General features: G+C 43.9%; 17 protein-coding genes. 2 read left to right on the top strand and 15 right to left on the bottom strand.

Annotation, left to right across the window (positions count from 1 at the left end):
• Window positions 1–152: 152 nt before the first annotated feature.
• The 3 genes from AB1S56_RS08075 to AB1S56_RS08065 all read right to left on the bottom strand — a co-directional run bounded on the left by AB1S56_RS08075 (window position 153) and on the right by AB1S56_RS08065 (window position 3,936).
• Entirely contained in the window at window positions 153–1,241 is a 1,089-nt protein-coding gene (locus AB1S56_RS08075; protein WP_340872669.1) for a response regulator, read from the bottom strand.
• A complete protein-coding gene (locus AB1S56_RS08070; protein WP_340872670.1) occupies window positions 1,219–3,048 on the bottom strand; it encodes a histidine kinase in 1,830 nt (609 codons plus the stop codon). The genes AB1S56_RS08075 and AB1S56_RS08070 overlap by 23 nt, the downstream gene beginning before the upstream one ends.
• Before the next feature lie 126 nt (window positions 3,049–3,174).
• Window positions 3,175–3,936, bottom strand: a complete 762-nt coding sequence (locus AB1S56_RS08065; protein WP_340872671.1) for an AraC family transcriptional regulator — start codon at window positions 3,934–3,936, stop codon at window positions 3,175–3,177.
• Window positions 3,937–4,065: 129 nt separating this feature from the next.
• On the opposite strand from AB1S56_RS08065, the gene AB1S56_RS08060 reads away from it, so the two are divergent.
• Complete coding sequence (locus AB1S56_RS08060; protein WP_340872672.1) at window positions 4,066–5,514, top strand: sulfatase-like hydrolase/transferase; 1,449 nt, start codon at window positions 4,066–4,068, stop codon at window positions 5,512–5,514.
• A gap of 105 nt (window positions 5,515–5,619) precedes the next feature.
• On the opposite strand, the gene AB1S56_RS08055 is transcribed toward AB1S56_RS08060, so the two are convergent.
• Window positions 5,620–6,762 carry a glycoside hydrolase family 88 protein gene (locus tag AB1S56_RS08055; protein WP_340872674.1) on the bottom strand — a complete coding sequence of 381 codons (1,143 nt, stop codon included), beginning with the start codon at window positions 6,760–6,762 and terminating at the stop codon, window positions 5,620–5,622.
• A 217-nt stretch (window positions 6,763–6,979) separates the two neighbouring features.
• On the opposite strand from AB1S56_RS08055, the gene AB1S56_RS08050 reads away from it, so the two are divergent.
• Complete coding sequence (locus AB1S56_RS08050; protein WP_340872675.1) at window positions 6,980–7,825, top strand: AraC family transcriptional regulator; 846 nt, start codon at window positions 6,980–6,982, stop codon at window positions 7,823–7,825.
• A gap of 189 nt (window positions 7,826–8,014) precedes the next feature.
• On the opposite strand, the gene AB1S56_RS08045 is transcribed toward AB1S56_RS08050, so the two are convergent.
• The 11 genes from AB1S56_RS08045 to AB1S56_RS07995 all read right to left on the bottom strand — a co-directional run bounded on the left by AB1S56_RS08045 (window position 8,015) and on the right by AB1S56_RS07995 (window position 23,067).
• Window positions 8,015–9,415 (bottom strand): sulfatase, encoded by a 1,401-nt coding sequence (locus AB1S56_RS08045; protein ID WP_340872677.1) that lies wholly within the window; start codon window positions 9,413–9,415, stop codon window positions 8,015–8,017.
• 31 nt (window positions 9,416–9,446) lie between these two features.
• A complete protein-coding gene (locus tag AB1S56_RS08040; RefSeq protein ID WP_340872678.1) occupies window positions 9,447–10,838 on the bottom strand; it encodes a sulfatase-like hydrolase/transferase in 1,392 nt (463 codons plus the stop codon).
• On the bottom strand, window positions 10,835–13,720 hold the full coding sequence (locus tag AB1S56_RS08035; protein ID WP_340872680.1) for a glycoside hydrolase family 2 TIM barrel-domain containing protein: 2,886 nt from the start codon (window positions 13,718–13,720) through the stop codon (window positions 10,835–10,837). Before AB1S56_RS08035 ends, AB1S56_RS08040 begins: the two co-directional genes overlap by 4 nt.
• 109 nt (window positions 13,721–13,829) lie before the next feature.
• Window positions 13,830–14,693 carry an AraC family transcriptional regulator gene (locus tag AB1S56_RS08030; RefSeq protein WP_340872682.1) on the bottom strand — a complete coding sequence of 288 codons (864 nt, stop codon included), beginning with the start codon at window positions 14,691–14,693 and terminating at the stop codon, window positions 13,830–13,832.
• A 203-nt stretch (window positions 14,694–14,896) separates the two neighbouring features.
• Window positions 14,897–16,153, bottom strand: coding sequence for a hypothetical protein (locus AB1S56_RS08025; RefSeq protein WP_340872683.1), 1,257 nt, complete (start codon window positions 16,151–16,153; stop codon window positions 14,897–14,899).
• Window positions 16,154–16,158: 5 nt separating this feature from the next.
• Window positions 16,159–16,764 (bottom strand): hypothetical protein, encoded by a 606-nt coding sequence (locus AB1S56_RS08020; protein ID WP_340872685.1) that lies wholly within the window; start codon window positions 16,762–16,764, stop codon window positions 16,159–16,161.
• A 60-nt stretch (window positions 16,765–16,824) separates the two neighbouring features.
• Window positions 16,825–19,038: a helix-turn-helix domain-containing protein gene (locus AB1S56_RS08015; protein WP_340872686.1), complete on the bottom strand. Its 2,214-nt coding sequence runs from the start codon at window positions 19,036–19,038 to the stop codon at window positions 16,825–16,827.
• Between the two features lie 187 nt (window positions 19,039–19,225).
• The gene (locus AB1S56_RS08010; protein ID WP_340872687.1) at window positions 19,226–20,866 is read right to left on the bottom strand and encodes an extracellular solute-binding protein; all 1,641 of its coding nucleotides are present in this window, start codon (window positions 20,864–20,866) and stop codon (window positions 19,226–19,228) included.
• A 65-nt stretch (window positions 20,867–20,931) separates the two neighbouring features.
• Window positions 20,932–21,798 (bottom strand): carbohydrate ABC transporter permease, encoded by an 867-nt coding sequence (locus AB1S56_RS08005; protein ID WP_340872689.1) that lies wholly within the window; start codon window positions 21,796–21,798, stop codon window positions 20,932–20,934.
• Window positions 21,799–21,813: 15 nt separating this feature from the next.
• The gene (locus AB1S56_RS08000) at window positions 21,814–22,725 is read right to left on the bottom strand and encodes an ABC transporter permease subunit (protein ID WP_340872691.1); all 912 of its coding nucleotides are present in this window, start codon (window positions 22,723–22,725) and stop codon (window positions 21,814–21,816) included.
• 135 nt (window positions 22,726–22,860) lie between these two features.
• Window positions 22,861–23,067 (bottom strand): DUF5348 domain-containing protein, encoded by a 207-nt coding sequence (locus AB1S56_RS07995; RefSeq protein WP_367903463.1) that lies wholly within the window; start codon window positions 23,065–23,067, stop codon window positions 22,861–22,863.
• Window positions 23,068–23,081: the final 14 nt, after the last annotated feature.

Below are 23,081 nucleotides of genomic sequence, written 5' to 3'. Positions count from 1 at the left end.
TTCATGATACCTAGGATTCGACAAGCTAGCCACGACATGATATTCGGAAATTACCCGATAATATTCTGTAATTATTAAACTCGGTATAAAAGCAGAGGACTGTCCAGTATGCCTTATCAACACTGGACAGTCCTCTGAAATTAGTAAAGCTATTATGACTTCATTCTTCTCTTGTAATCGAGCGGACTTAGCCCGTAATGTTTTTTGAAGATTTGGGTGAAATAATCCACATCCTCATAGCCTACCTGTTTGGCAATCTCATAAACCTTATTGCTGCCGTCAAGCAGCAGGCTGCGTGCCAATTGCATACGTTCCAACACAATGTAGGTATGAATGGTCTGCTCTGTCTCCTCCTTAAACAGCTTACACATATAAGTTTTGTTCAGTGCAACATGGTCCGCCAAGCTCTGAAGATTAAGGGGCTCGCCGCAATGTTGTTGAATATACTGCCTAATCTGATTGACAACCTTGACCGACTGCTGATTCCTGACGCCCCTCATGCTTGCAATCAGTCGATAAGCTCCTTCTTCCAGCCTGCGTACAGCGCATAATCGGAAGTAGCTGCGCGTCCTCGACAGCTCCAGATGCTTCTCCCCTAGCCCCAGATCCTTGCCTTCGTCTAGCTCGAGCTGTATCTTCTCGGTGGTTAGCTCTTCGATCAAGGTTTGCAGCCACAGATTGGACAGGGCATTCAATAAATAATAATTCCCTTCCACCCACTGCTCCAACAGCTCCAGTGTCTCTACAATTAGAAGGGGCAGCGTCTCCATCCGGATGGTAAGAATATGCTCTCGCCATTGCTCCAGCACCGAACGATGATGCGGCAGCCGCTTGAGGAACAGCTGCGCGGCGTCCCAATTGCGGAGCTCCTGAATTTTGTTCGTTGCCTTGGCCAACGCCTTGTTCATTGTTTCCTTATTAACGGGCTTCAGTACATAGTCGAGAGCATTCAGCTCTATGCTTTGCTTGGCATACTCGAAGTCGTCATAACTAGATACGACCAGACACGCCATCCAGGGAAAATTGGCGTTGATCTGTTTGATGAGCTGTAGTCCATCCATCACCGGCATACGTATGTCGGTAATACATAGGTCGACATAAGAATCCTGAAGCCATGCCATCGCTTGCTTGCCATTGGCAGCCGTCCCGGAGACGATGGTCGTATCATTGTTGGCTTCTACAAACACCGATAAGCTTTGTCTAATTAATGGCACATCATCAACGATCAGCACGCGGAGCATGCGGTGATTCCTCCTTTAATTCCCAAGGATAAGTGATTACAACTTTAGTTCCTCTCTGACCGTAAGCTCTGTCTACCGTAATCCCAGTGCGTTTATCCCTATAAAAGTTAATGAGTCGATAATGCACATTGAGCAGACCGATCCTAGACAGCATCATGAACTCTTGTTCGGTCCGCAGCTGCCGCAAGGCATGCTGAATTTCCTGAAGTCGCTCTGCCGTCATACCGATCCCATTATCCTCCACCACAATACTAACATAACGCTCTTCGACACGTTCCATTCGCAATTGTATGGCCAGTTTTCCCCCGCTCACCTCGTAGCAGTGTTTGATGCTGTTCTCTACGAGAGGTTGCAATATCGCTTTTAGACACTTGCCTTTGAGCAGATCCGGTTGGATGTGCACCTGATAGGTGATGTCATCCTGATACATCAGCGTAATGATATGTATATAATCATGCAGATGCTCAATCTCCTCGGCAATGGTTACTTCCGTATCTCGATAGTTGGACGTGTATCGGAGCATGCTCGAGAGCGCAACGGTGGTTTTCATAATTCCGTCGTGACCCGCGATATTAGCCATTGAGTTAATCGATTCGAGTGCATTATACAAGAAGTGTGCATTTATCTGGGATTGCAATGCCGATAGAATTGCCCGTTGCTGAACGACACGTGCTTCAGCCAGCTCATGAATGGACGTATTGACCCGCTCCAGCAGATGGTTGTAAGCATCACCGAGTTCACCAACTTCATCGATGCCGGTTACATTTGTGCGGATATCAAATCGACCTACTCTTGCCAGTCTCATCGTCCGTCGCAGCTCCTTCAGTCTTCTGGTGATGGAGGAGGAAATGAAGAAGATTAGCACGGCCGATACAATCAGAGCGGCGAGGGTCATCACGATGGTCCAGTTGCGAATGCTCTGAATACTGACGGCCAAATCCTCATAGGGCACGAAGGAGACGACCTTCCAATCGGTTCGATTAATGCTCTGAAAGACAACCATCTGCTCAGTATCCTCGAGGTAAAAGGATCCTGCTTCTTTGTCCAGCATAGACCGGCTGATTCCATCCTCGAAGAGCGAGTTCACCATGGTCGGCTCGGGCGAGGTTATGATTCGGCCCCTTGAATCTACAATTATGGAATATCCATTGTCACCGAGATGAATTTCATTCAGGATTGCCTGTGTCGACAACAAGGAAATGTCCATTGCCAGGTAGGTTGTTTTATCGGAGAAATTAAATTTCTGAACATAAGTTAATACAGGTAATAGAAGCTGTTGATTAAATCGGTCGGAGTAATCCCGTCTGAGCTCTACATGTTTGTAGGTCGAACCTATGGTTGCGATAGTCTTAATCCATGGTACACGGCTTAATGAAAACTGATGGTCGAGTACGATATCGTGTGCGTGACTGCTTCGATATACACTCTCATTTCCATCCTCTTGATACAGAATGATGGAGAGAAGCTCCGGATGATATCGAATGTAAGGGCTAATCGTTCGTTCCTCCATAGATCTCATCAGGTTATAAAGTTGGAATCGCTCACCAACCGCAATTTTTGTCCATTGCTCAAATTCAGTGCTTTCCGCCATTGTTTGAAAGAAATGTTCATTATCACCGAGGTATCTTTCCATATTCAAATTGGCCTGCTTCAGAATTTGACTGCTGAAGCGTTGTACATCGGAGTCGATCGCTTGAGAGCTCTTGTAGTAGCTAAACGTACCAATCGCAGTAAGAATAACGGAGATGACCGAGGTAATGATAAGAATCAGCTTCCAATGCAGCGAGCTGCGTATATGATGAAGCATGGCGTCCTCCCTCACAATCCCTGTGTTATATCTTTATAAATGTTATGTTTGAGGGAGCTACCCTCCAATGCAAGCCTTTCATTTCGATGATGAATCTATTTACTTTGTCTTTCACTTTACCTACCATCAACGAAATTCACCCGGAGTATGCCCCGTCAGCTTCTTGAACATGAAATGAAAATAAGGCTGATTATTGTAGCCAACCTGTTCAGCTATATCACCAATCGACAACCCTGAATTCTCTAATAGCTCCTTAGCCCGTTCTACCCTAAGCATATGCATATATGCAATGGGAGAGGTACCCTGTACTTCTTGAAATATTATATTTACATAATTCGGGCATCGTCCGATAACTTCCGCTAACTCCTGAATTGTGATTTTCCTGCAAAATGATTGATTCAGATACTCTTTCAATTGTTCAGCTAAAACATGCTTATGCGGAGACACCTTCTTGTCCTCCACCTCTCTGTTCATTAATGCTAATAGTTCATATAAAATCGCATGGCAAGTAATCTCAAAATAGCTATATTTTTCTCTCCAGCAACGGACTAGGGAGGAAAACCTGCTTTGAATAAAATGGAATTGTCGAGTCGCCAATTTATGATTATGACGATCCATAAAGAGAGGGAGCCGAATATCTCCGTCAATTGTAAAATTGACCGTATATCTGGAGTGTGGTGTATGCTTATCGCTGCTTCCAATCCTGGGCAAATGTTCACTCAAAAATATAAGTTCCCCCTGTCGCACGATTACTTGTTTGTCCCCTATATCGTAGCAGCACTCTCCCTGGGTAACAAGAATAAGTGAGTTTCGATTACCCGGAGCCGCCATACGCCAGTTTGTTACTGCATGATGATGGCCGGCCCAATGGATATGTAACGAATTCATCGAATGCCCCCTAAATCAAATGATGTATTCTATAATCATCCCAAGTATCCTTTATAGTATGTTCTTAGAAATGTATATATAATTATCAGTATATATTCCGTTCTCACTGTTAATATTGGAGGAGACCAAATGCTAGAGAAACCACACGTAATTATCATTATGGCGGACCAATTGCGCTATGACGCTCTCGGTCCTCACACTCCGAATATCAATCGTATTATTCAGGATGGATATTCCTTCAACCGTGCCTACTGCGCCTCTCCCTTATGTGTTCCTGCAAGGGGCTCATTCTTTACAGGCTTGTACCCAAATGAAACGGGATGCATCATTAATCCGTGGGAGCCCCTGGATCGTGAGCATGGCATCGTTCGAAAAGGTGTTGCTACTTTATATGAACGCCTGGAGAAGGATTGGGATAGCTGGCACACGGGAAAGCAGCATCTATACACCGAAGAACGATTGGAAAGCCGAGAACAAAATCGAACCCACTGGAATTCACTCGAGGTGAATTACAAGCCATTCTTAGAAAGGAATGGTAAAAGAGTGCCGGGCGGACATTCGTTTACTGGACTTGTTCCTGAAATGGCGCATGGCACGACTACTAGAGTCAAGCGTTATTCCATACCTCAGACAGGCTGCTACGAGGATGGCTTCGATTACTTCTATGATGGATTCATTACGAATACATCTTTAGATGCCATAAGGCAGCGAGACCGAAACAAGCCTTTCTTGCTCAATGCAATGTACCTTGCGCCTCATCCCCCATTCGATGTTCCGGAGCCATGGTACTCGAGTATCATGGATGTGCAGCTGCCTGACAATGTTGGAGTCTGGGGACGCAACCAATCACCTCTTCAACTATACAACCTGACCGGGGCTATAGGAACAAGATACGACAGGGAAGATTGGGAGCAAGTGTGGAAGGTATATCTGGGATTAGTTAAACTCCTTGATTATGGAATTGGATTGCTTATCCGTGAGCTGGAGGCTCAGGAAATATATGATGATTCTCTTATCGTGTTTACTTCTGACCACGGGGAGATGCTGGGCTCTCACTGTCTATGGCAAAAGATGTGCATGTATGAAGAGTCCATCCGTACCCCACTTATTATAAAATTCCCAAAAAGCTTGGGACATATAAAAGGAGCTTCCGATGAATATGTGAGCTCAATTGATATATTCCCAACCTTATGCGACTACTTGGGAATTCCAATACCCAAGAATATTTCCGGACGTTCCCTGAAGTCAGTCATTGAAGATCAAGCAAAAGGGCGAGAGCAGGTTTTTGTTCAATTTGATGGCAATGGTGGTCGCGGAAACTTCCAGCGCTGTATCCTGGAGGACGGATGGAAACTCATTGTTGATATTTTTAAGGATGAGATCTATCTTGAGCTGTATAATCTGAAGACGGATTCTCAAGAGATGAACAACCTTGTCTTTGAAAAATCCTCTCATGAGCTCACACAGGCATTGATAGGAAAGCTGCGAACCCATATGGAGTCAACGAACGATCTGCTCACACTGCCAGTGGATTTGTATGACCGTTTCCTAGAACAATATTTACCGTTCAAGAAGTAGAATAGGGGCCCCATGCAGGAAGAACGCATGCCATGGGGCTCTTTATACATGGCGAGTCTCGTATATAAGAAAAGAGAGCAGTCAACACTGCCCTTTTCTATAAACTCATTTCATCATTTCCTTCAACTTGCAAATCGCTTCTACAAAATAATAGTCACCGTAAATGAGTGCTCCGTTGCCGATGACCGCCCGCTTAAACGCACCCGGATGATAGGCCGAGGTTGCATTCGTAAGCAACGCTTCATCCGAAAGATCCCACACCCCACATTGAGTATCCAACGCCTTCAGGATAGAGATTGCCCCTTGCAGATAAAGTATCTTCTCCGCCTCCGGTACAGACTTCGCAATCTCGATAAGGCCACATGCTAAAATAGCTCCAGCACTACTGTCGAGAAGAGATGACTCCGCTGGCTGTCTGTAGTCGCAAGGTGGAACATATCCGGTCTGCGACAGACATGTAAGCACATAATGAGCAATTCGCTTAGCCGAATGCAGGTACTCTTGCTTCCCTGTCCACTGATACGCCTGAACGAAGCCATACACCGCCCAACTCTGCCCTCTAGACCAGGATGAGCCACTGTCGTAGCCCTGACCTCGTGGGGTGTCCAGTACTTCTCCGTTCGAAGGGTCGAAGCTAACAATATGGTGAACTGATCCATCCTCCCGAACGAAATGATTCATCGTCTTGTCCGCATGCATGATGCCGATATGCTTGAAGCGATCATCCTTGCTCATCTTGCTCGCCCAGAAGAGCAGAGGAATATTCATCATGCAGTCTATGATCGCCCAGCCTTCTTTGTCACCGTTCCAGGCACGGATATAACCACCGGCGATGTTGGCTCTGGCCGATAGGATATTAGCAGCAAGCATAGCGCGTTGTTTCGATTGCTCGTTGCCTGTCAGCTCATAATTCATAACGCTCGATAACAGCCACATGAAACCAACATCATGGTGCAACTTGTCATACCCATAAAGAACCTCATCCATCTTGGCTTCAATACTCTGAGCGTATTCTTTATAATGCTCCTGCTTCGTTTCCCGATAAAGCAGCCATAATATACCGGCCCAGAACGTATTCGTCCACCATGACTTCTGATCCTGCCAGTCATCATATACACCATCGAACGTGGAATGCGGCATCCCGTCCTTAATACGTTCAATCGTTACTGCAAGCTTCCCCTCGATGCGTTCCCAACAATCCTCGATATAACTTGATTGATTCTGCAACAATTTATTAACTGTAATCATCCTCCATTCGCAAAGTAAGCTAGACTTTTCCTAAGTATAGTTCTGCCTGCTCCTTATGGATATGGTCTGGATTGCGGATATTCTTGCAAATCTTGTTCTATTTCCCCTGGGCAATGATGAAAACTACCGATTGTACTTCGTCCTGTTAGATATCTATTGACGTGACGTGATAAAATATTGTAGGACCTTACAATATGCTATTAAGGGGAGACCATTCGTGTCATCGAGTCAAGTAAAGATTGAACTGGGGAACGGGGCGTTCTCCTATATCCACAGCCTAACCCCTAGACCTGATAACGGTCAGCACCGTCTTTATTTACTGAAGCGTTATCAACTTTATTACCTGATCTCAGGCAGCGTAGATTACCAAATTGAAGGAAAGAGTTATCGATTACTTCCTGGCGACCTGTTGATTTTCAACTCTAAGGAATTACACCGTCCCTACTTTACATCCGACGAGAGCTATGAGCGCATTCTCATCTTCTTCAAGCCTGAATTTTGTCGCTATTACAATAGTCCGGGCTATAATTTGTTACAGTACTTTGAAAGGAAAAAGCCTGGGAGCTTTAATCGCCTTCCCTCATCTATAGTGAAGAACGTTAATATACAGGCCTATTTTGACGAGATCGAGTACTTGGGTCGCGAGGAAGAACCTCAGAATCCCCTGCTTATTGAATTGACGTTCATTCGATTGCTTGTCGAAGTAAACCAACTCATCTCCTCCTATGACAGTCCAGATGAGCCAATACTGGATCATCACGAAGAGCTTGATCAGATGATTAACTATATCCACGATCACTTATCCGACAACCTTTCGCTGGATGATATGGAAAATAAGTTTCACATGAATAAGTATTATTTTTCTCACTTATTCAAAAAAACCATGGGCGTTTCCTTCAAGCAGTATGTCCTGCACAAACGGCTATCCAAGGCGGCTGAGATGCTCAAGCTTGACGTACCGCCATCGGAGGCGGCACGTCTTTCCGGATTTGTAGATTACTCGAATTTTTATAAAGCGTTTACGAAATGGACAGGAGTCACACCATCTAAATTTAATGGATGAATAATGGTACTGCACGAATCATCATTCACGCACTGATCATAATTGTTCAGCCCCCGCCTTATTTACAAGGCGAGGGTTTCTGGTAAACTATATCCCAGTTTGCCGCTTTCTTATGGACACATTAAACGTCAAAAGGCTCCCATCTAGCGATAGGAGCTGAAATTACGTAAGTTTGGGGTATCAAAATGATTATCTATACTCAGGATTCGGCACTGGAATTTTCGCTTCAACCTGCTCTCGCCACTGGCTTAGCTTCTTTTGGAGCTTCTCCGCCAAGTCCGGCCGCTCTTTGGCAATATCATGTTCCTCACCTAAATCCGCAAGCAAATTGTACAGCTCGACACGCCCGTCTTCAAAGAACTCAATGAGCTTATCATTCCCCATACGTATGGATGAACCAGGGGTGCCTCCTTGATTGCCATAATGGGGATAATGCCAATATATCGCTTCCCGTTCCAGGCTATCTTGTCCCTTCAGCAAAGGGACGAAGCTGATTCCGTCTGAATGCTGCTCTGGTAATAAGGGAAGTCCCGCTATTTCGAGCAGGGTCGGATAAAAATCGGGGCTGGTTACCGGAACCTCGCATACACTGCCGGGCTTTATTGTTCCCGGCCATTTGACGATCAACGGCTCGCGCACACCGCCTTCGTACATCCAGCCTTTTCCCTCCTGTAACGGCGCATTGCATGTAGGCGAGCTCTCGGCTGTAGCCAATCCACCGTTGTCCGAGGTGAAGATAATAACCGTATTCTCAGCTTGTCCCGTCTCCTCCAGAGCCTGCAGCAGCCTTCCGATATTCCAGTCCAGATTATCAATCATTGCCGCATAGACGGGATCCGATTGAATCACCCTTCGTTGGACGCGCAAATGTTTCTTGTGCTCGCAGGGGAAGAGTTCCCCCTCTTCGATAGCACTTAACTGATCCAATCCGAGCTTCTTGGCTTTTTCGGTATATTTGGCGATATCTTCCGCTTTGGCCTGGATCGGTGTATGCACCGTATAATGCGATAAGTAAAGGAAAAACGGCGCCTGATCCTTTTGTTGAATCAGTCTGATCGCTTCATCGGTCAATCTGTCCGTCAAATATTCTCCCTCCGGACCATCCGGAAGCGTTTCAATTCCATAAGGGCTGAAGTATCCTTTGTGCGGCGATCCCCAGTCGCAGCCGCCGACATTGACGTCAAAGCCGTGTTTTTCGGGATAAAAATCTTTTCCGCCCATATGCCACTTGCCTACGTTCCAGGTGCGATATCCATGCTCTTTAAGAGCACGGGCCATACTTTTCTCTTCCAAGGGCAAATAGCGAAGATAAGGTGCATCAAGCAGTTTCCCCTTTGCATCGCCGCCAATCCAGTTCGTGATTCCGAGAGAAGCTGGATACTTCCCCGTCAGAATGCTGGCGCGTGTAGGAGAGCACACTGGGCTAGCTGCATACGCATCCGTAAATCTCATTCCCTCGCTTGCAAGGCGGTCTAGATGTGGCGTCTCGTAGAAGGAGCTTCCGTAACAACCCAGATCCTTCCACCCCATATCATCCAACAAAATAAATATGAAGTTCGGTCGGTTGACCGAGGTATGGTTGGCTTCCAACGTAAATCCCCCATTCCGTTAATGATTTGGCTTAGTTCTTATAAACTAAGCTGGACATCAATCTTGCAAAAATAGTATCCTTCAGCTTCTGAACTACTTCGCCATAAGCCGGTTCTCCCATCAAATTACGCTGCTCATTGGGATCCTCTGTCAAATGAAACAGCAGATAAGGAGTACCTTGTGCGTTAAGCACTAACTTCCACTCCCGGTTTTGCAGCATCACTTCGCCGTGAATCTCGGATATCGCCTCTTCCCTGTGCACTGTCCTGGGGTCTTCGAGAACAGGACTCAACGATTTCGCAAAATGACAATGCGCAAGCTGCGTTCCGGCTAATTCGCACATGGTCGGACCAATATCGAACAGCTCTACCATTCCGTCGTATACTGCTCCAGCATGCTCACTGCTCTTTAGCTCCGGGGTCCAAATGATTAGCGGCACCTTTACCGCTGCGTTTAAGAAGTTCTCTTTGTAAAGCAAGCCGTAATCCCCGTTCATTTCCCCATGGTCCGCGGTAAACACAATCACCGTCTTATCCAATTCGTTTTTCTCTTTCAAGACTTGAAGTATCTGACCGATCTGCTCATCAATCAGGGTCACATTACCGGCATAATTGGCCCTCATGGCGGCAATGTCCTGCTCCTCTAGAACAGGTGAATGCCGATCCTCGTTCATCAGCTCATCCAAATGCCCTATGGGACGAGTTGAGTCAACTGAAGGTCTAGGGATAGGCTTTGGCATTTGCTCCGGTTCGTACATGCTGGCGTAAGGCTCAGGAGCGTCCCACGGCTCATGCGGACCGCCGAAGCTGACCATACAAAACCAAGGCTTGTCGTCCTTATAGCTGCTGATGAATGCTTGGGCCTTTGTTCCGACATATACATCCGCATACAGAGACAAAGGAAGAACCGACGGTCTCGCTACATACGGTTTGGTGGTGAACCGGTCATTATATTCCTGAATATATGCATCCAGCACGCCAGCTTTGCTCCACTCGTCCGTCATATGGCTGCCAACCCACATGCTGGCTCTTGGTCCGCCAATTTCGTCCACATGATCAAATCCATAGGCATGCATAAGATGTTCACGTTCCCTCAAATCACCCTTGTGGCGGTGCAAATGAGTTTTGCCAATCAGACCGGTACGGTAACCCGCATCCCGGATCGTTTGCATCCATGTGCTGCTGTCCGCCGGCAAATCATACTCCATATTTTTCCAAACCCCTGTATTATGAGGGTACAAGCCTGTAGCTAAAGAAACCCGGGCCGGAATGCAAACCGGAGAATTGGTGATACAATTGGTAAACAGCATTCCCTCTGCGGCAAGAGCATCGATATGAGGCGTTTTTACCCAGCCTCCTGTTTTGCCGAGCGCATCTAATCGAAGCTGATCTGTCATGATAAATAAGATATTATATCCGTTCATATTGTCCCCTGAGTCAATCTAGTCAATGTGATCCTGCAATGGTCATGTTCAAGAGACAGACTTTCCGCTGGCTGAGTGACAAGCGTGAGCTTGTGATTCTTCTGCCCGTCCAGAGGCGCAAGCTCCCCCGTTCCGCTATCGCACCACCATGTTCCATACAGCAGAGGAGTATCTAAGCCGATGGATTGCAGCACTGTTCCGTCAGGCTGGAAATGATACCGCAGGGTGCCATCCGTCCAATCACCGCATACTTGAAAAGCGAACGGCCCGTTGAACCTAGCAGGCTCTTCCTGACGATTGCCATGCGTCAGATCAATGACCTTCTCATGCACTCCCTTTTTGAATTCGGCATGCAGCTCAAGGATCGTTCCTCCATTCTCCACCACGACAGCTCGAATCGTACAGCTGTTATTGATTTCGAAGGCTCCCTTGTAAAGCGTGTTCGCCTCTGAACCGTCTATGGAATAATAGATGGCAAGCTCCCTGGAGCTTAGCTCCCCTCTTAGGGCAATGCGCTCTAAAGCAATAGTCACAGTGGTTGAATCAGTAAATATAGTCGATCCTGCAATTACGGCAGCCGTAACTTCAATCGGCTTGTCCTCGAAGGTTGACTGCACAAGCCCCATGCCGAGACCGTAGAACGCCTTGCGAAGCGGAGACCGCGGCGGAGTCAGGTCCAATGGGTCCCCATTCTCCGTGCCAAGAAGCTCTGCAGGTCCTGCAACCTGAAGAGCGACGACACTATCCCCGCTCGGCACGAATCGCCCTTGTGCATCAATGATTGAGAAGCTGACTTGCGCGACATCGCGTCCATCCGGGCGCAGGCTGTCTGTATCCGTCTCCAGCCGTATGCCCGCAGGCTCACCGGCAGTACGCACTTTCTTTACAGCCTGCGGCTGTCCTGCTACATACCCGATAGCCTCCAGTGTGCCAGGCTCATAGCTCACGTCCCACGACAAGTACATCGCATCTCCCATTCTCTTTCTGCCCAACGAACGACCGTTCAGCAGCAGCTCTGCTTCATCGCAATTCGTGTATATCCATACAGGTATACGGCTATCTTCCAAGCCTGGATGTGTCCAATGAGGAAGCAGATGAATCATGGGACTGCTCGTAAATCGGCTCTGGTAGAAATAATAATGGTCCTTCGGAAAGTTGGCCAAATCGATAATTCCGAAATTCGCGCTTCGTGCAGGCCAGCCGAACGATTCTCCAAGATAATCGAAGCCAGTCCACCGGAATTCTCCGATCAGGTATGAATATTTCTGAACAAAGCCCCACGAATGTCTGGCAGAGGTCCGGACCCCGCTATTGTCATAAGAGGAATTGTACTGGAGCGCCCCGTCAAAAAAGAGCTCCTCCTCCGTCAAATTGGGGATTTCGATGCGGTGACGGTTCTTGTCACGCCACCAGGTCTGCGTCCGGTAGAAGCCTCTGGTCTGGAAGGTGTGCGGCGCTTCTGTAGCAACCATTATTCGATTCGGATGCTTCTCGTGATCCAGCTCATAACCAAAGCAAGAACCACGGCCATCATTGTATCCGGCCACATCAAGAAGTGAACGGTTCTCATCAGGACCCGGCCCAATTGAATCGATCCCGCAGGTAACCGGCCGGGTCGGATCAAGCTGATGCACGAATTCAACAAGCTTGCGGGTTGTTTCGGGCTTCATGCCGAGAACCTCGTTGCCGATACTCCAGAACAACACACAAGGATGGTTGCGGTCGCGTCGCAGCATATCTCCGAGATCCTGCTGCCACCATTCTTCGAAGTACAACCCATAATCGCAATCTGCTTTCGTCTCCTCCCAGCCGTCGAACGCTTCGTCCATCACGATAAAACCAAGCCGATCGCAAAATGCATAAAACTCGGGTGACATGGGATGATGGGCTGTGCGGATTGCGTTGCACCCCATCTCCTTGAGCATTCGGAGCCGCTTCATCAGCAGCTTCTCGGGCACTGCTGCCCCAACAGGCCCGGCATCATGATGAAGGCATACCCCCTTCAGCTTCATCGACTGCCCATTCAAGACGAAGCCGCGCGTAGTATCAATAGAGAAGCTCCGTATGCCAAAGCTCGTCACATAATCGTCGATACAGCAGCCGTTCGCGAATATCTCTGTTTTCATTGTATACACTTCCGGAGTATCCACAGACCAGAGCTTAGGAGAGCTGATATTCATCTCCACTTCCTCAGTCGCGCCTTTATTAGCCTCCAGCTTCAAGAGCTTCGACGCTTTCCCGACAAGCGTGCCTGAAGGAGAAAAGACTTGAGCAACAAGCGTCACCTCGCGCTCACCAGCGGAATGGTTGGTCAGCTCGATCTGACCGTGAATAAGAGCATACTCATCGTGTATGGCCGGAGTCGTAACATACGTCCCCCAATGCGCGACACGCACAACGTCTGTCTCCACAAGCCAAACATGGCGATAGATGCCGCATCCAGTATACCAGCGGCCGCTGGGGCTTCCGGTATTGTCCACACGAATGGCAATGGTATTGCTTCCTTCCCGAAGCAGGTCTGCGAAAGCAACCTCGAAGCCCATGTAGCCGTAAGGCCGTTCGTTTACTTTGCAGCCGTTAATCCAGATTGTGCTGTTCATATAAATGCCGTCAAATTCGAGAAACAGCTCCTTTTCCCCTATGGTCCCGCTCCACTCCAGCTGTTTGCGGTACCAGCCTATGCCGCTGGGCAGAAAGCCGCCACGCTTACCAGTCGGGTTCTGCTCGGCATACTCACCCTCTATACTCCAATCATGAGGAAGCTGCACAGTTCGCCAGTGGCTGTCGTCATAGTCGTCCCGGTAAGCGTCCACCTCATCCGATAAAATAAACTTCCAATTCCAATCGAAGCATTCTCGTTTGCGACAGTCTAATTGACTCATTTATACCCACATCTCCTTTTACCCGTATTATAAAGGAGCGTCCGAATGGAGTCTGTTATATTTCAATATACATTTTGGTATATTCCTGCGCAATCGATGAATCTACTACCTAACGGAATCTCGCATTTTTGCGAAATTGATTTGGAGTGATGCCTTCCATTCGCTTAAACATCTTGCCCAGATGGCTTTGATCGCAATATCCGGTCCTGCCTGCTATTTCAGCAAGCGACAAGTCTGTCTGGATCATCAGCTCCTTGACCCGTGAAATTCGGTATTTCGTTATATACTCTAGCACAGAGAAGCCTGTTATCCTCTTGAATAAGCGGGAGAAGTGAAACGGACTAAACTTGACATACCGAGAAACCATCTCAACCGTTAACGATTCCTGTATATGCTCCTCTATAAATCGAATCGCCCTCTGTACCTCGCTCCTGTATTCGTTACTGATGGTCAATTTAAGCTTGGATGTGCTCGCTATAGTAAGCTCGGTCATGATCCGAATCAAATGTGCGCCTGCTAGCAGATCGAACTCGCTTGATAGCCGGTCATACTGCTCAAGCAATTGAAGCATTAGCTCTCCAGCGATATCATGGTGCGGGAAGGTTACAACGGGTCGCGACTGGCCGAACAAATGGTAATAGAGGGTGGCTTGACTGCCTCCAAAATGTATCCACACCGCTTCCCATGGCTCTATCGGATCGGCGTAATATTTATGACCAATACTCAGGTTGATGAAGAAAAAATCGCCCTGCTGGAGTGAATAAACGGTATCGTTCCATAACAAATATCCCTTGCCCTTCAGAACGTACTGAATTTGAAAATCGTAAAACTCCCCTGTTTTCCTCTCGTTAGCCATGTCAGCTCCATACACCCTCCACCCCATAGCGTTCACATAACACGGAAGCTGCTTAGCCAGCTCGCTTGGAGAATGATGTATCAGCTTCTTGATCACAGGAGTATTATCGCTCTGCATACAAGCACTTCCTTTCTGAATATAACGCTGGGGAGGCAAAGGAATATTTATATAACTGTTTGTTTGCTATACGCCGCATTCCCGCCGATAGTTGAGGGCTATATGATACTCAATTATAAACCTGGTCACGCAAAACAGCTACATCCCGTATGGAATGCAGCTGCTTGTCTTGTTGGATTTCAAAGACTGATCGCAAGAGGAAATTACTCCGGGATGTTAGTTCTTTTCAGAATCTTACCGTCTACCAAGTAAATAACGGCCTCCCACACCTGATCCTCATGACTCGATTCAATGGCATCCATCTGCCAATTCTTAATGTAGTTCACATAAAAAGGTTTGTCGTAGCAAGTAAAGAACAATTCGCCATTCCGATAAAATTCCACATAATCGACTCTTTCGGGATATAAGCTCGCTAGTCGAATCCAACGTTTCCCCTCATACTCCATCTCAGGCTCGAATCCTTGAAGATAATATTGTTCTTCCACAGGAATTTCTGATCGTGCGATACCAAGTCCTTCCGCCATACGTTGAGCGAAGAACTGGTCCTCGCCGCGTGTGATCCCCCAGTTCGCAGGTACTTCCTGTTTCGTGAGATTATTGTAATAGCCCCATGATGTGCGGGCACGTAAGGATACCTCCAGCTTACTTATATCTTGCGAATCTTCATTGCATACGACAGGTTTGCCCGGTGCCCATGCTTTTACTTGCCGAATATGATTGAGATATTCCTGGCGGCTAAGCCAGTTGCCATGGATTAGAATGACATCGCTTTCCTTGCAAACCTCCTCATTAATGTATCTGCCAAGTCCGCTGCATCCCACAGGCATCCCGCCCGATTCCGCTCTGGCAATCTCCATCAGTGCCACCATTCCCTCACTTGATGCGATTAAAGGATGCTCGTGCGCGATGTTGTGTTCATTACATACCTCTATAATTACATTTGTATATCCGCCATCCTTTAAGAAACGGGAAGCCGTTCTTACGGCGTTAAGTACAACTTTCCCATCCTTCAGCCTCGGAGTTTGACCCGTATAGAAGTAACTGACGATAACGACCATGCCGATCTCATCCGCCGCTCGAATCAGTCGATCCATTCTGCTGGCATACGATGGGTCCAAGTACTTTCCATCCTCCGAAAAGGGATTATTATCAATCGTCGAGTTCATTATAGTAAAGCAGGGACCGCCGCCTTGAAACCCTATCGTGAACGCTCGAAGTCCGGCATCATACCATTCGGGTAGAGCGGCAATCAGATCGTCCGTATTCCTGTCAGGATCGAAATTGCGACCGAATCTGTTAAATCTGGCACGATCAGCTTTATCATCGAATACCCCTTGGACGAACCTTGCATTCATTAATAGTCCATGAACATTCGGATAAGTTCCTGTGATTTCTGAATAGGTTTTTTTGCCGTTAATGACAAAATCCTCACCTTCGATGGCCAGCACTGTTTTTCCCACTGAAATCACACTCCCGTTTTCCGTATTGTTGGATCATTTTTTTTAGAATCCAATACAATGGATTCAGGTAATTGCGTATCTTGTCCGTTTACGGCTTCTTGAAATAATACAAAACGATTTATGCTGAATCCGTTTGATCTTCCACAAATTTGTAAGGTATGAAGACCTTTCGTGAATACAATGGAAGCAGGTTCTTTTTGGTGATGCCCAAATTCAAAAAAGGTACTCCATGTCCATTCCCCTCTTACTGCTGAAAACGTTTTTACCCAAATGCCATTGTCCACCTTAACGAATGCATCATTGCTTTCAGTAGGATCCAAATTATCATGACGATTATGAATGGAAAATGAGTATTTTCCTTCATTTTCAATTTGAACCTTGTAAGTTAATATGCCACAGCCTGGGTTTGCAAACAAGTCGGGCCCCGCCCATGTGTAATAACAGTTCCCTGTGTATCCTTTCAATTCTGTTTCAGCTTTCCATTCATTCCAGATCCCTTTATAGGAATTCTCCCTTGAATACTCTTCAGAAGGGATAGGAACAGACTCTATTTCAACTACAATGAGACCATCTTTTTCTTGAAACACTTTTTCCTTCATCATTTTATCCATTCCTTTCGCTTCACAATTAGCATATAAAATGTAATGAAAACTCGAAGAAGGTGATTAACACTACGTCTTTATTTGTTTGTTGCGATAATGTGAAGGTGATACACCTTCACATCTTTTAAAAGCTAAACTAAACGATATGGAACTTAAATATCCGACTTCAATAGCAATATCTTGAATTGGTTTATCCGTATTGATTAATAAAGTTATTGCTTTTTTCATGCGCAACTTCTGAATTAACTCGCTAAACGTTTCTCCAAAAATTTCTTTAAATAGTTGACTTAAATATTTAGCGTTAATATTAAATTTGACACTTAACATAGACAGTGAAATATCTGGATTATTATAGTTCTCTTCAACAAAAATTCTGACCTCTTGAATTAAATGATAATAAGGACCCTGAGCATACTTTTCCTTTAATTTTTCCTGAATAATGCACAGCATATCTTCCCATTCTTGAAACAGCTGATTCAGATCGTATGCCTCATCTAAGATTACAGTTAATTTTGTTGCTGTGTTGTCACCCCACAATCCAGCAATTTCTTTAGGACTTTTGCTCATCTCAAGATTCAAATAAAAAATAAAATAATAAAGAAGACTTTTTACTTGTTCATCAGAGAGTAACTCTGTTTTAAATGCATCGAATGCAGCCGACAATTTAGACTGCCATTCATGTTTACCCAAACGGTATAAATCAGCAGCATTCCTGAGCTGATTCAAGTGTTCAAATAATTCATGATGCTCTTTAATCTGTAAGGAATGGTAACGCAAAATCACCGAGTTCCCCAAGACGATTTTGTATTGAAGAGCTTTCAAAGCTTCCTCGTTAGATTCTATAATTTGTTCTATACTAGTCACTTTTCTTCCTATACTTACGGTAAGTGTTATTGAAGTATGCTTTGAGATCCAAAGTTGTAATAGTTTTGATATCTTTTCGACCACATCTTCTGGTTGCATGACACTAGAATCAAACGAGAACAACACGCTTAAACGTTTATACTCCAACCACTCGTGCCCGAGTATAGAGAATCCCTCTTGGTGTGTAATCTCACAGAGCACATTGCTAATAACGAATTTATACAAATCTAGTTCATTCTTCTTATAGCGGACGCTTAATTCGGTAAATTTATCGATTTCGATAATAGCAACCAATCCCGCTCCAAAGTGAACAGGCAGTCCATAAAGCTTGGCATATGTCTCCCACTCCATTGATGAAAAAGTTATATCCCGTTCCAATAAATCCTTAAATAATCTAAATTTATTTAACTCTGTAATTTCGGAAGCCTGAGCACGATATTTTTTAGAGATTTCAACTAATTGGTCGAATGATTTTTCAATTATGTAAAACTCCGATGCGTGTGTGTCCAAAACTCCTTCATGCTCAGATCTTATGCGACTCATGAGTTGTTCTACCGGCTTAACATTCTGTTTCGTCTTGATAAGAATTAACAGGACACCAATGATGATAATGAAGGCACATAATACAAACCATAAATAATTCATTGATGAAATAGTGGAATACAATTCTCCCTTAAACGAATAAAATCCACTTTTATAAGTCCATCCCGTATGAGGTGACTGGATGGTGGTTATGGCCTCCTTTTTATTGTTCGAACCCTGTAAATTCCCGCTAAACAGGAAAGCCTTCTGGTCATATACTTCGATATAAGTTAGGTTTTCATCATTTAATCTGGTAATGATAGCTTGAAGTTCATTCTTATCTATATTGATGACGATAAGACCCTTTTCACCTGTTAATAGAGGGAATTTTCTGACTAGACTTACCACTACCTTTTCTTCTAAAGTATTGAGTTCTTTAAATACTCTTGAATTGGTCCATTTAATAGGCGGATCATTGGTAATCATTTCGTTTATGAAGGGTTGATCGCCGTATTCCTCCAAAGGAACGAAAATACGATTGCTCATCACTCGCTTGTCCTCGTAGCGTACTAAATAAATTCCATCAATTAATGGATTTTGAAAAGCAAGCGCATTCAAATAACTAGAGATTTTCGCATTCAATATGGGATCTTGGTAGCTTCCCTCGTTGAAAAACAAGGCTAATTCTTCACTATTTAATAACTCATCAATAATGGTTTGATTGATCGCGATAAGTTTGTTGTCTATGGATTGCATGATAAATTGAGAGTATTGATAATTTAATTTTGCCGTTTCCTTTTTCATCGTATCACTGATCATCATTGAAAAGAGGAGCATAAGCGTCACAATAATAACAAGAAAAATAGACAAATAAGAAATCGATAAACGATAAAACATAGGTACTCTCTCCTCTAGTAAGGTACCTTTAATACTAAAGAAATTAGATAGCTATAACAAGTTATGATTTTCTGACATATTAATTTATTCTGCTATTTCTGCTTATTAGTAATTCCAATTGGAGTAGGAGAAAGCTTAGAGGGAGCCCTCTCCTACTTTAATCAGTATCTACAGATTTCAAATACGATTATTTCGGATGTGGGAATGTATCATAAAGTTCTTGTTTAAATACCCATGAGTCTTTATTTTCTGTATACCACTGTGTGTACCATTGTTCCACTTTCTTTCCATTCATCTTATTCCATAAATCCTCCGTTTCCATATATATATCGTCAGAAGTTTTGCTGACACTGCCAACAATATATTGGGTCCAAAGATCATTAATTGCTTTAAAGGCTTCCTGTTCAATCAAGTTAATGTCTTTCGGTAGTTTAGGCATAAACGTTGGGTGTGTAAATTGCGGGATCGGTGTATTCGGATTAATATACTTTTCCCCTTCTTTAATTAATTCTAAAAAACTACTACTTAACGGTTTCTCAGGATCAAGAGTAAGTCTTGCCTTCCAATGACACTCTACCGTTTCTAAAAACACAAATGCTGCACTCATTTCAAGCTTATTTTTTTCTAAATCAATCGGTTCGGCACATTCATTATTACTCGATTTATAATGAATACCTTCCATCCCTTGAGTAAGCATCTTTTGCGTTGAAGGAAGTACCATAAAGTCAATATATTGCATGACTGCTTCAGGATGCTTTGTATTTACATTGACAGCGACCTCAAGATCGACAGGATTTTGCATATATGGACTAAATGTACCATAGGGCCCTTCAAACAAAGGAAGTACGGCTATTTCACCATCAGGATTGTTTTTCTTGAATGCCTCAAATGTAGCGTATCCTTTGCCTAACGTTAGACCAGCTCCTTGTATATATATCCCGAGCTTGCCATTTACCCAATCCTCCGTCGCTTTTGCTCCCTTGTTATCTGTCAGAAAATCTCTGTCTGTCAATTTTTCTTTATATATTTCTCTTTTAAATTCTGCAAGTGCTTTGGCAGGCTGCAAATCGAAAACGATGCTACCATCTTTTACAAACCAACGAGCATCATTAAAACTATTTGATAATGCTCCTTCCGCTACCCAACTAAGTTGAATACCAAATGTGTCGTCTTTCCCATTTCCATCAGGATCATTCCATGTGAAGGCGTGCGCCACTTTGTACAATTCTTCTACATTTGTGGGCATTGACAAGTTTAATTTTTTCAACCAGTCCATACGGATATAGAAAATAGTATTTGGATAAAGCTCTGAAGCTACACCGCCTAATAAATATAACTGTCCATCTTTAGTTCCAAGTTTTTTCAATACGGAGTTTTCTTCAATTTTCTTTTTATAAACAGTACTGTGCTGCTCAATTAATTCATCAAGAGGTAATAATTGTTTTTGGTTATACAATGCATTCATTACATCACCATGTCCAGAATATATAATGTCGGGTGCGTCACCAGAGGCAAATAATGTAGTATATTTTTGAAGCATTTGATCTGCAGAAGGTGGGATAGGAACAACTTCAATCTCGACTGGTCCATTCTCATTAATCCATCTCACCCAACGATTATCCTCTAATGTACCTTCTGAAGGCGGAATTGCTTTTTCTGTTACGGCAACTTTTATTTTCGGCTTCGGCGATTGGAGATTAGCTTTTTTATCTTCACTTGCGGCTTGATCACTTGGTTTCTGAGAATTCTGCGTATTATTATTGCTACAACCCACAAGGAAAACAGCAATCATAACCATGACTACCGTGCATAGCTTTACTTCCTTCAATACAATCATTCCTCTCGCAATATAATTTACTCTTCTTCTACCTAGTGCCACAAAATAGGTTTTAATTAACCTTTAATTGCTCCTATCATCACCCCCTTAACAAAAAATCTTTGAACAAAGGGATAAACAATAATCATAGGAAGCGTCATAACAATTAACGAAGCTGCTTGAATCATCTCTGGGATGATATCTTTTTCATTGGTCATTGAAACGTTATCTTCTAGGGAAAATAATTGAATCATTTGCTGAACCATAACAGCCAAATTATACTTTTCAGTGTCATTAATATAGATTAAAACTGTCATAAACAAATCCCAATAATGTATTCCGTAAAACAAAGATAATGTGGTAAGCATCGGAAGAGACAGTGGCAATACAATGTTTATGAGAAATCTAAACTCTCCACAGCCATCAATTTTAGAAGCATCCTCCAGTTCGGGTGGAATGCTTTCAAAGGATGTTTTCATGATCAACAAGTTATAAGCACTTACTAGACCTATTAGCCACAATGACCAGTATGAGTTAAGTAGCCCCAAATTTTTGGCCAAAATGAATGTTGGAATTAGTCCACCCGAGAACAGCATAGTAAAAACAATACCTAGAGTTAGCCCTTTTCTCCCTCTAAAATATTTCCTAGATAAAGGATACGCAGTCATCACAGTAACCATCATACTCAGGAAGACTCCAACGATTGTAATGATAGTGCTATTCTGAAACGCAGATATGATTGGCGTTCCGATAAACAGTTCCTTGTAGGCTCCAAAAGAAAACTCTACCGGCCATAGCAAAACTTTTCCCGATAGAATAGCATGATTCGAGCTCAGCGATACTGAAAGAATATGAAGAAAAGGTAGTAAGCAGGATAGACTTGCTATGCCTAATATTGAATAGTTGAATATATGGAATAATGAGTCGTATCTTTTGATTTTCACTATTACTTAACTCCTTTACCATAAGCCGTGGTTATATTTTTTTGCAATTTTGTTTGCTGTAAGCACTAATATTAACCCTACAAGGGACTCAAATAATCCAATAGCAGCCGTTATACTATATTGGCCTTGAGAAATACCAGTACGGAAAATGTATGTGCTAATAACCTCCGCTTTATTGCTCACTACATCATTTTGAAGAATGAATATTTGATCAAATCCAACTTCCATTACCCTGCCAACTGATAAGATCAGCATAAGAATAATAATATTGGATATACCTGGGATCGATACATGCCATATTTTTCGTAACTGTCCGGCTCCGTCAATACTGGCAGCTTCATAGAGGCTTGGGTTAATACTTGATAGAGCAGCTAAATAAATAATGGCTCCAAAACCAGCCTCTTTCCATATCCCAGATCCAAAATAAACTGCTAACCAAGAAGTTCCGTTATACAAAAAAGGAAACCTTTCACCTGTGATCCATTCTAAAGCATGATTTATAACTCCCGAATTGATGGAGAACATGGTTATCACCATTCCTCCGACAATTACCCATGATAAGAAGTGAGGTAAATAGATCAATGTTTGAACGGTGCCTCTAAACCATTTCAGACGAACTTCATTTAATAACACAGCTAACAAAATAGGAAAAGGAAATCCGACAATTATGCCAACTACGCTTATGAATAATGTATTTTTAATAATTTGGAGTGTTTGAATGTTGCTAAATAGAAAATCAAAGTTTGTTAAGCCAACCCAATCGCTATGAAGGATTCCATCAGTGAAATTATAGTCTTTAAAAGCGATTACAACTCCAAGCATCGGTGTATACTTAAATAAAATGAAAAATAACGCTCCAGGAATAAACATGATTAGCAGAGGCCAAGCTGTTTGAAAATATCTAATGATTCCTATATGTTGTTTCATTTTTCACCTCACTGTTACTGCTGATCCATACTGTCCAGAAAATGATCGCGTTAGTTATCCAAGGTCTGATCGTAATCATGTCCATAGAGATTCAATGAATGGGAAAGCCAAGAAGTTTCGGCTTTCCCATTTCTGTTAAACGAATCGAATATGGTAAACTTCTTTATTCCTCAAGTTAAATCGCGTTTCTCTCATGATCACGTACCAATATCGGTCAAGCTCGAGTCGACAGGGAATGCCACGATCTCCAATGCGAATTTCAAAACATTCACCGCAATAAACAGGATAAGCTTTCTCTCCTAGCAGGACAAACCAACTATTCGCGTCCCGATCGTAGGTCATCTGGTTCCAAGGCT

The sequence above is a fragment of the Paenibacillus sp. PL2-23 genome, from assembly GCF_040834005.1.
GTDB lineage: Bacteria > Bacillota > Bacilli > Paenibacillales > Paenibacillaceae > Pristimantibacillus.
The sequence above is the reverse complement of the archived record's forward strand: the minus strand, read 5'-3'. Positions and strand labels throughout refer to the sequence as shown.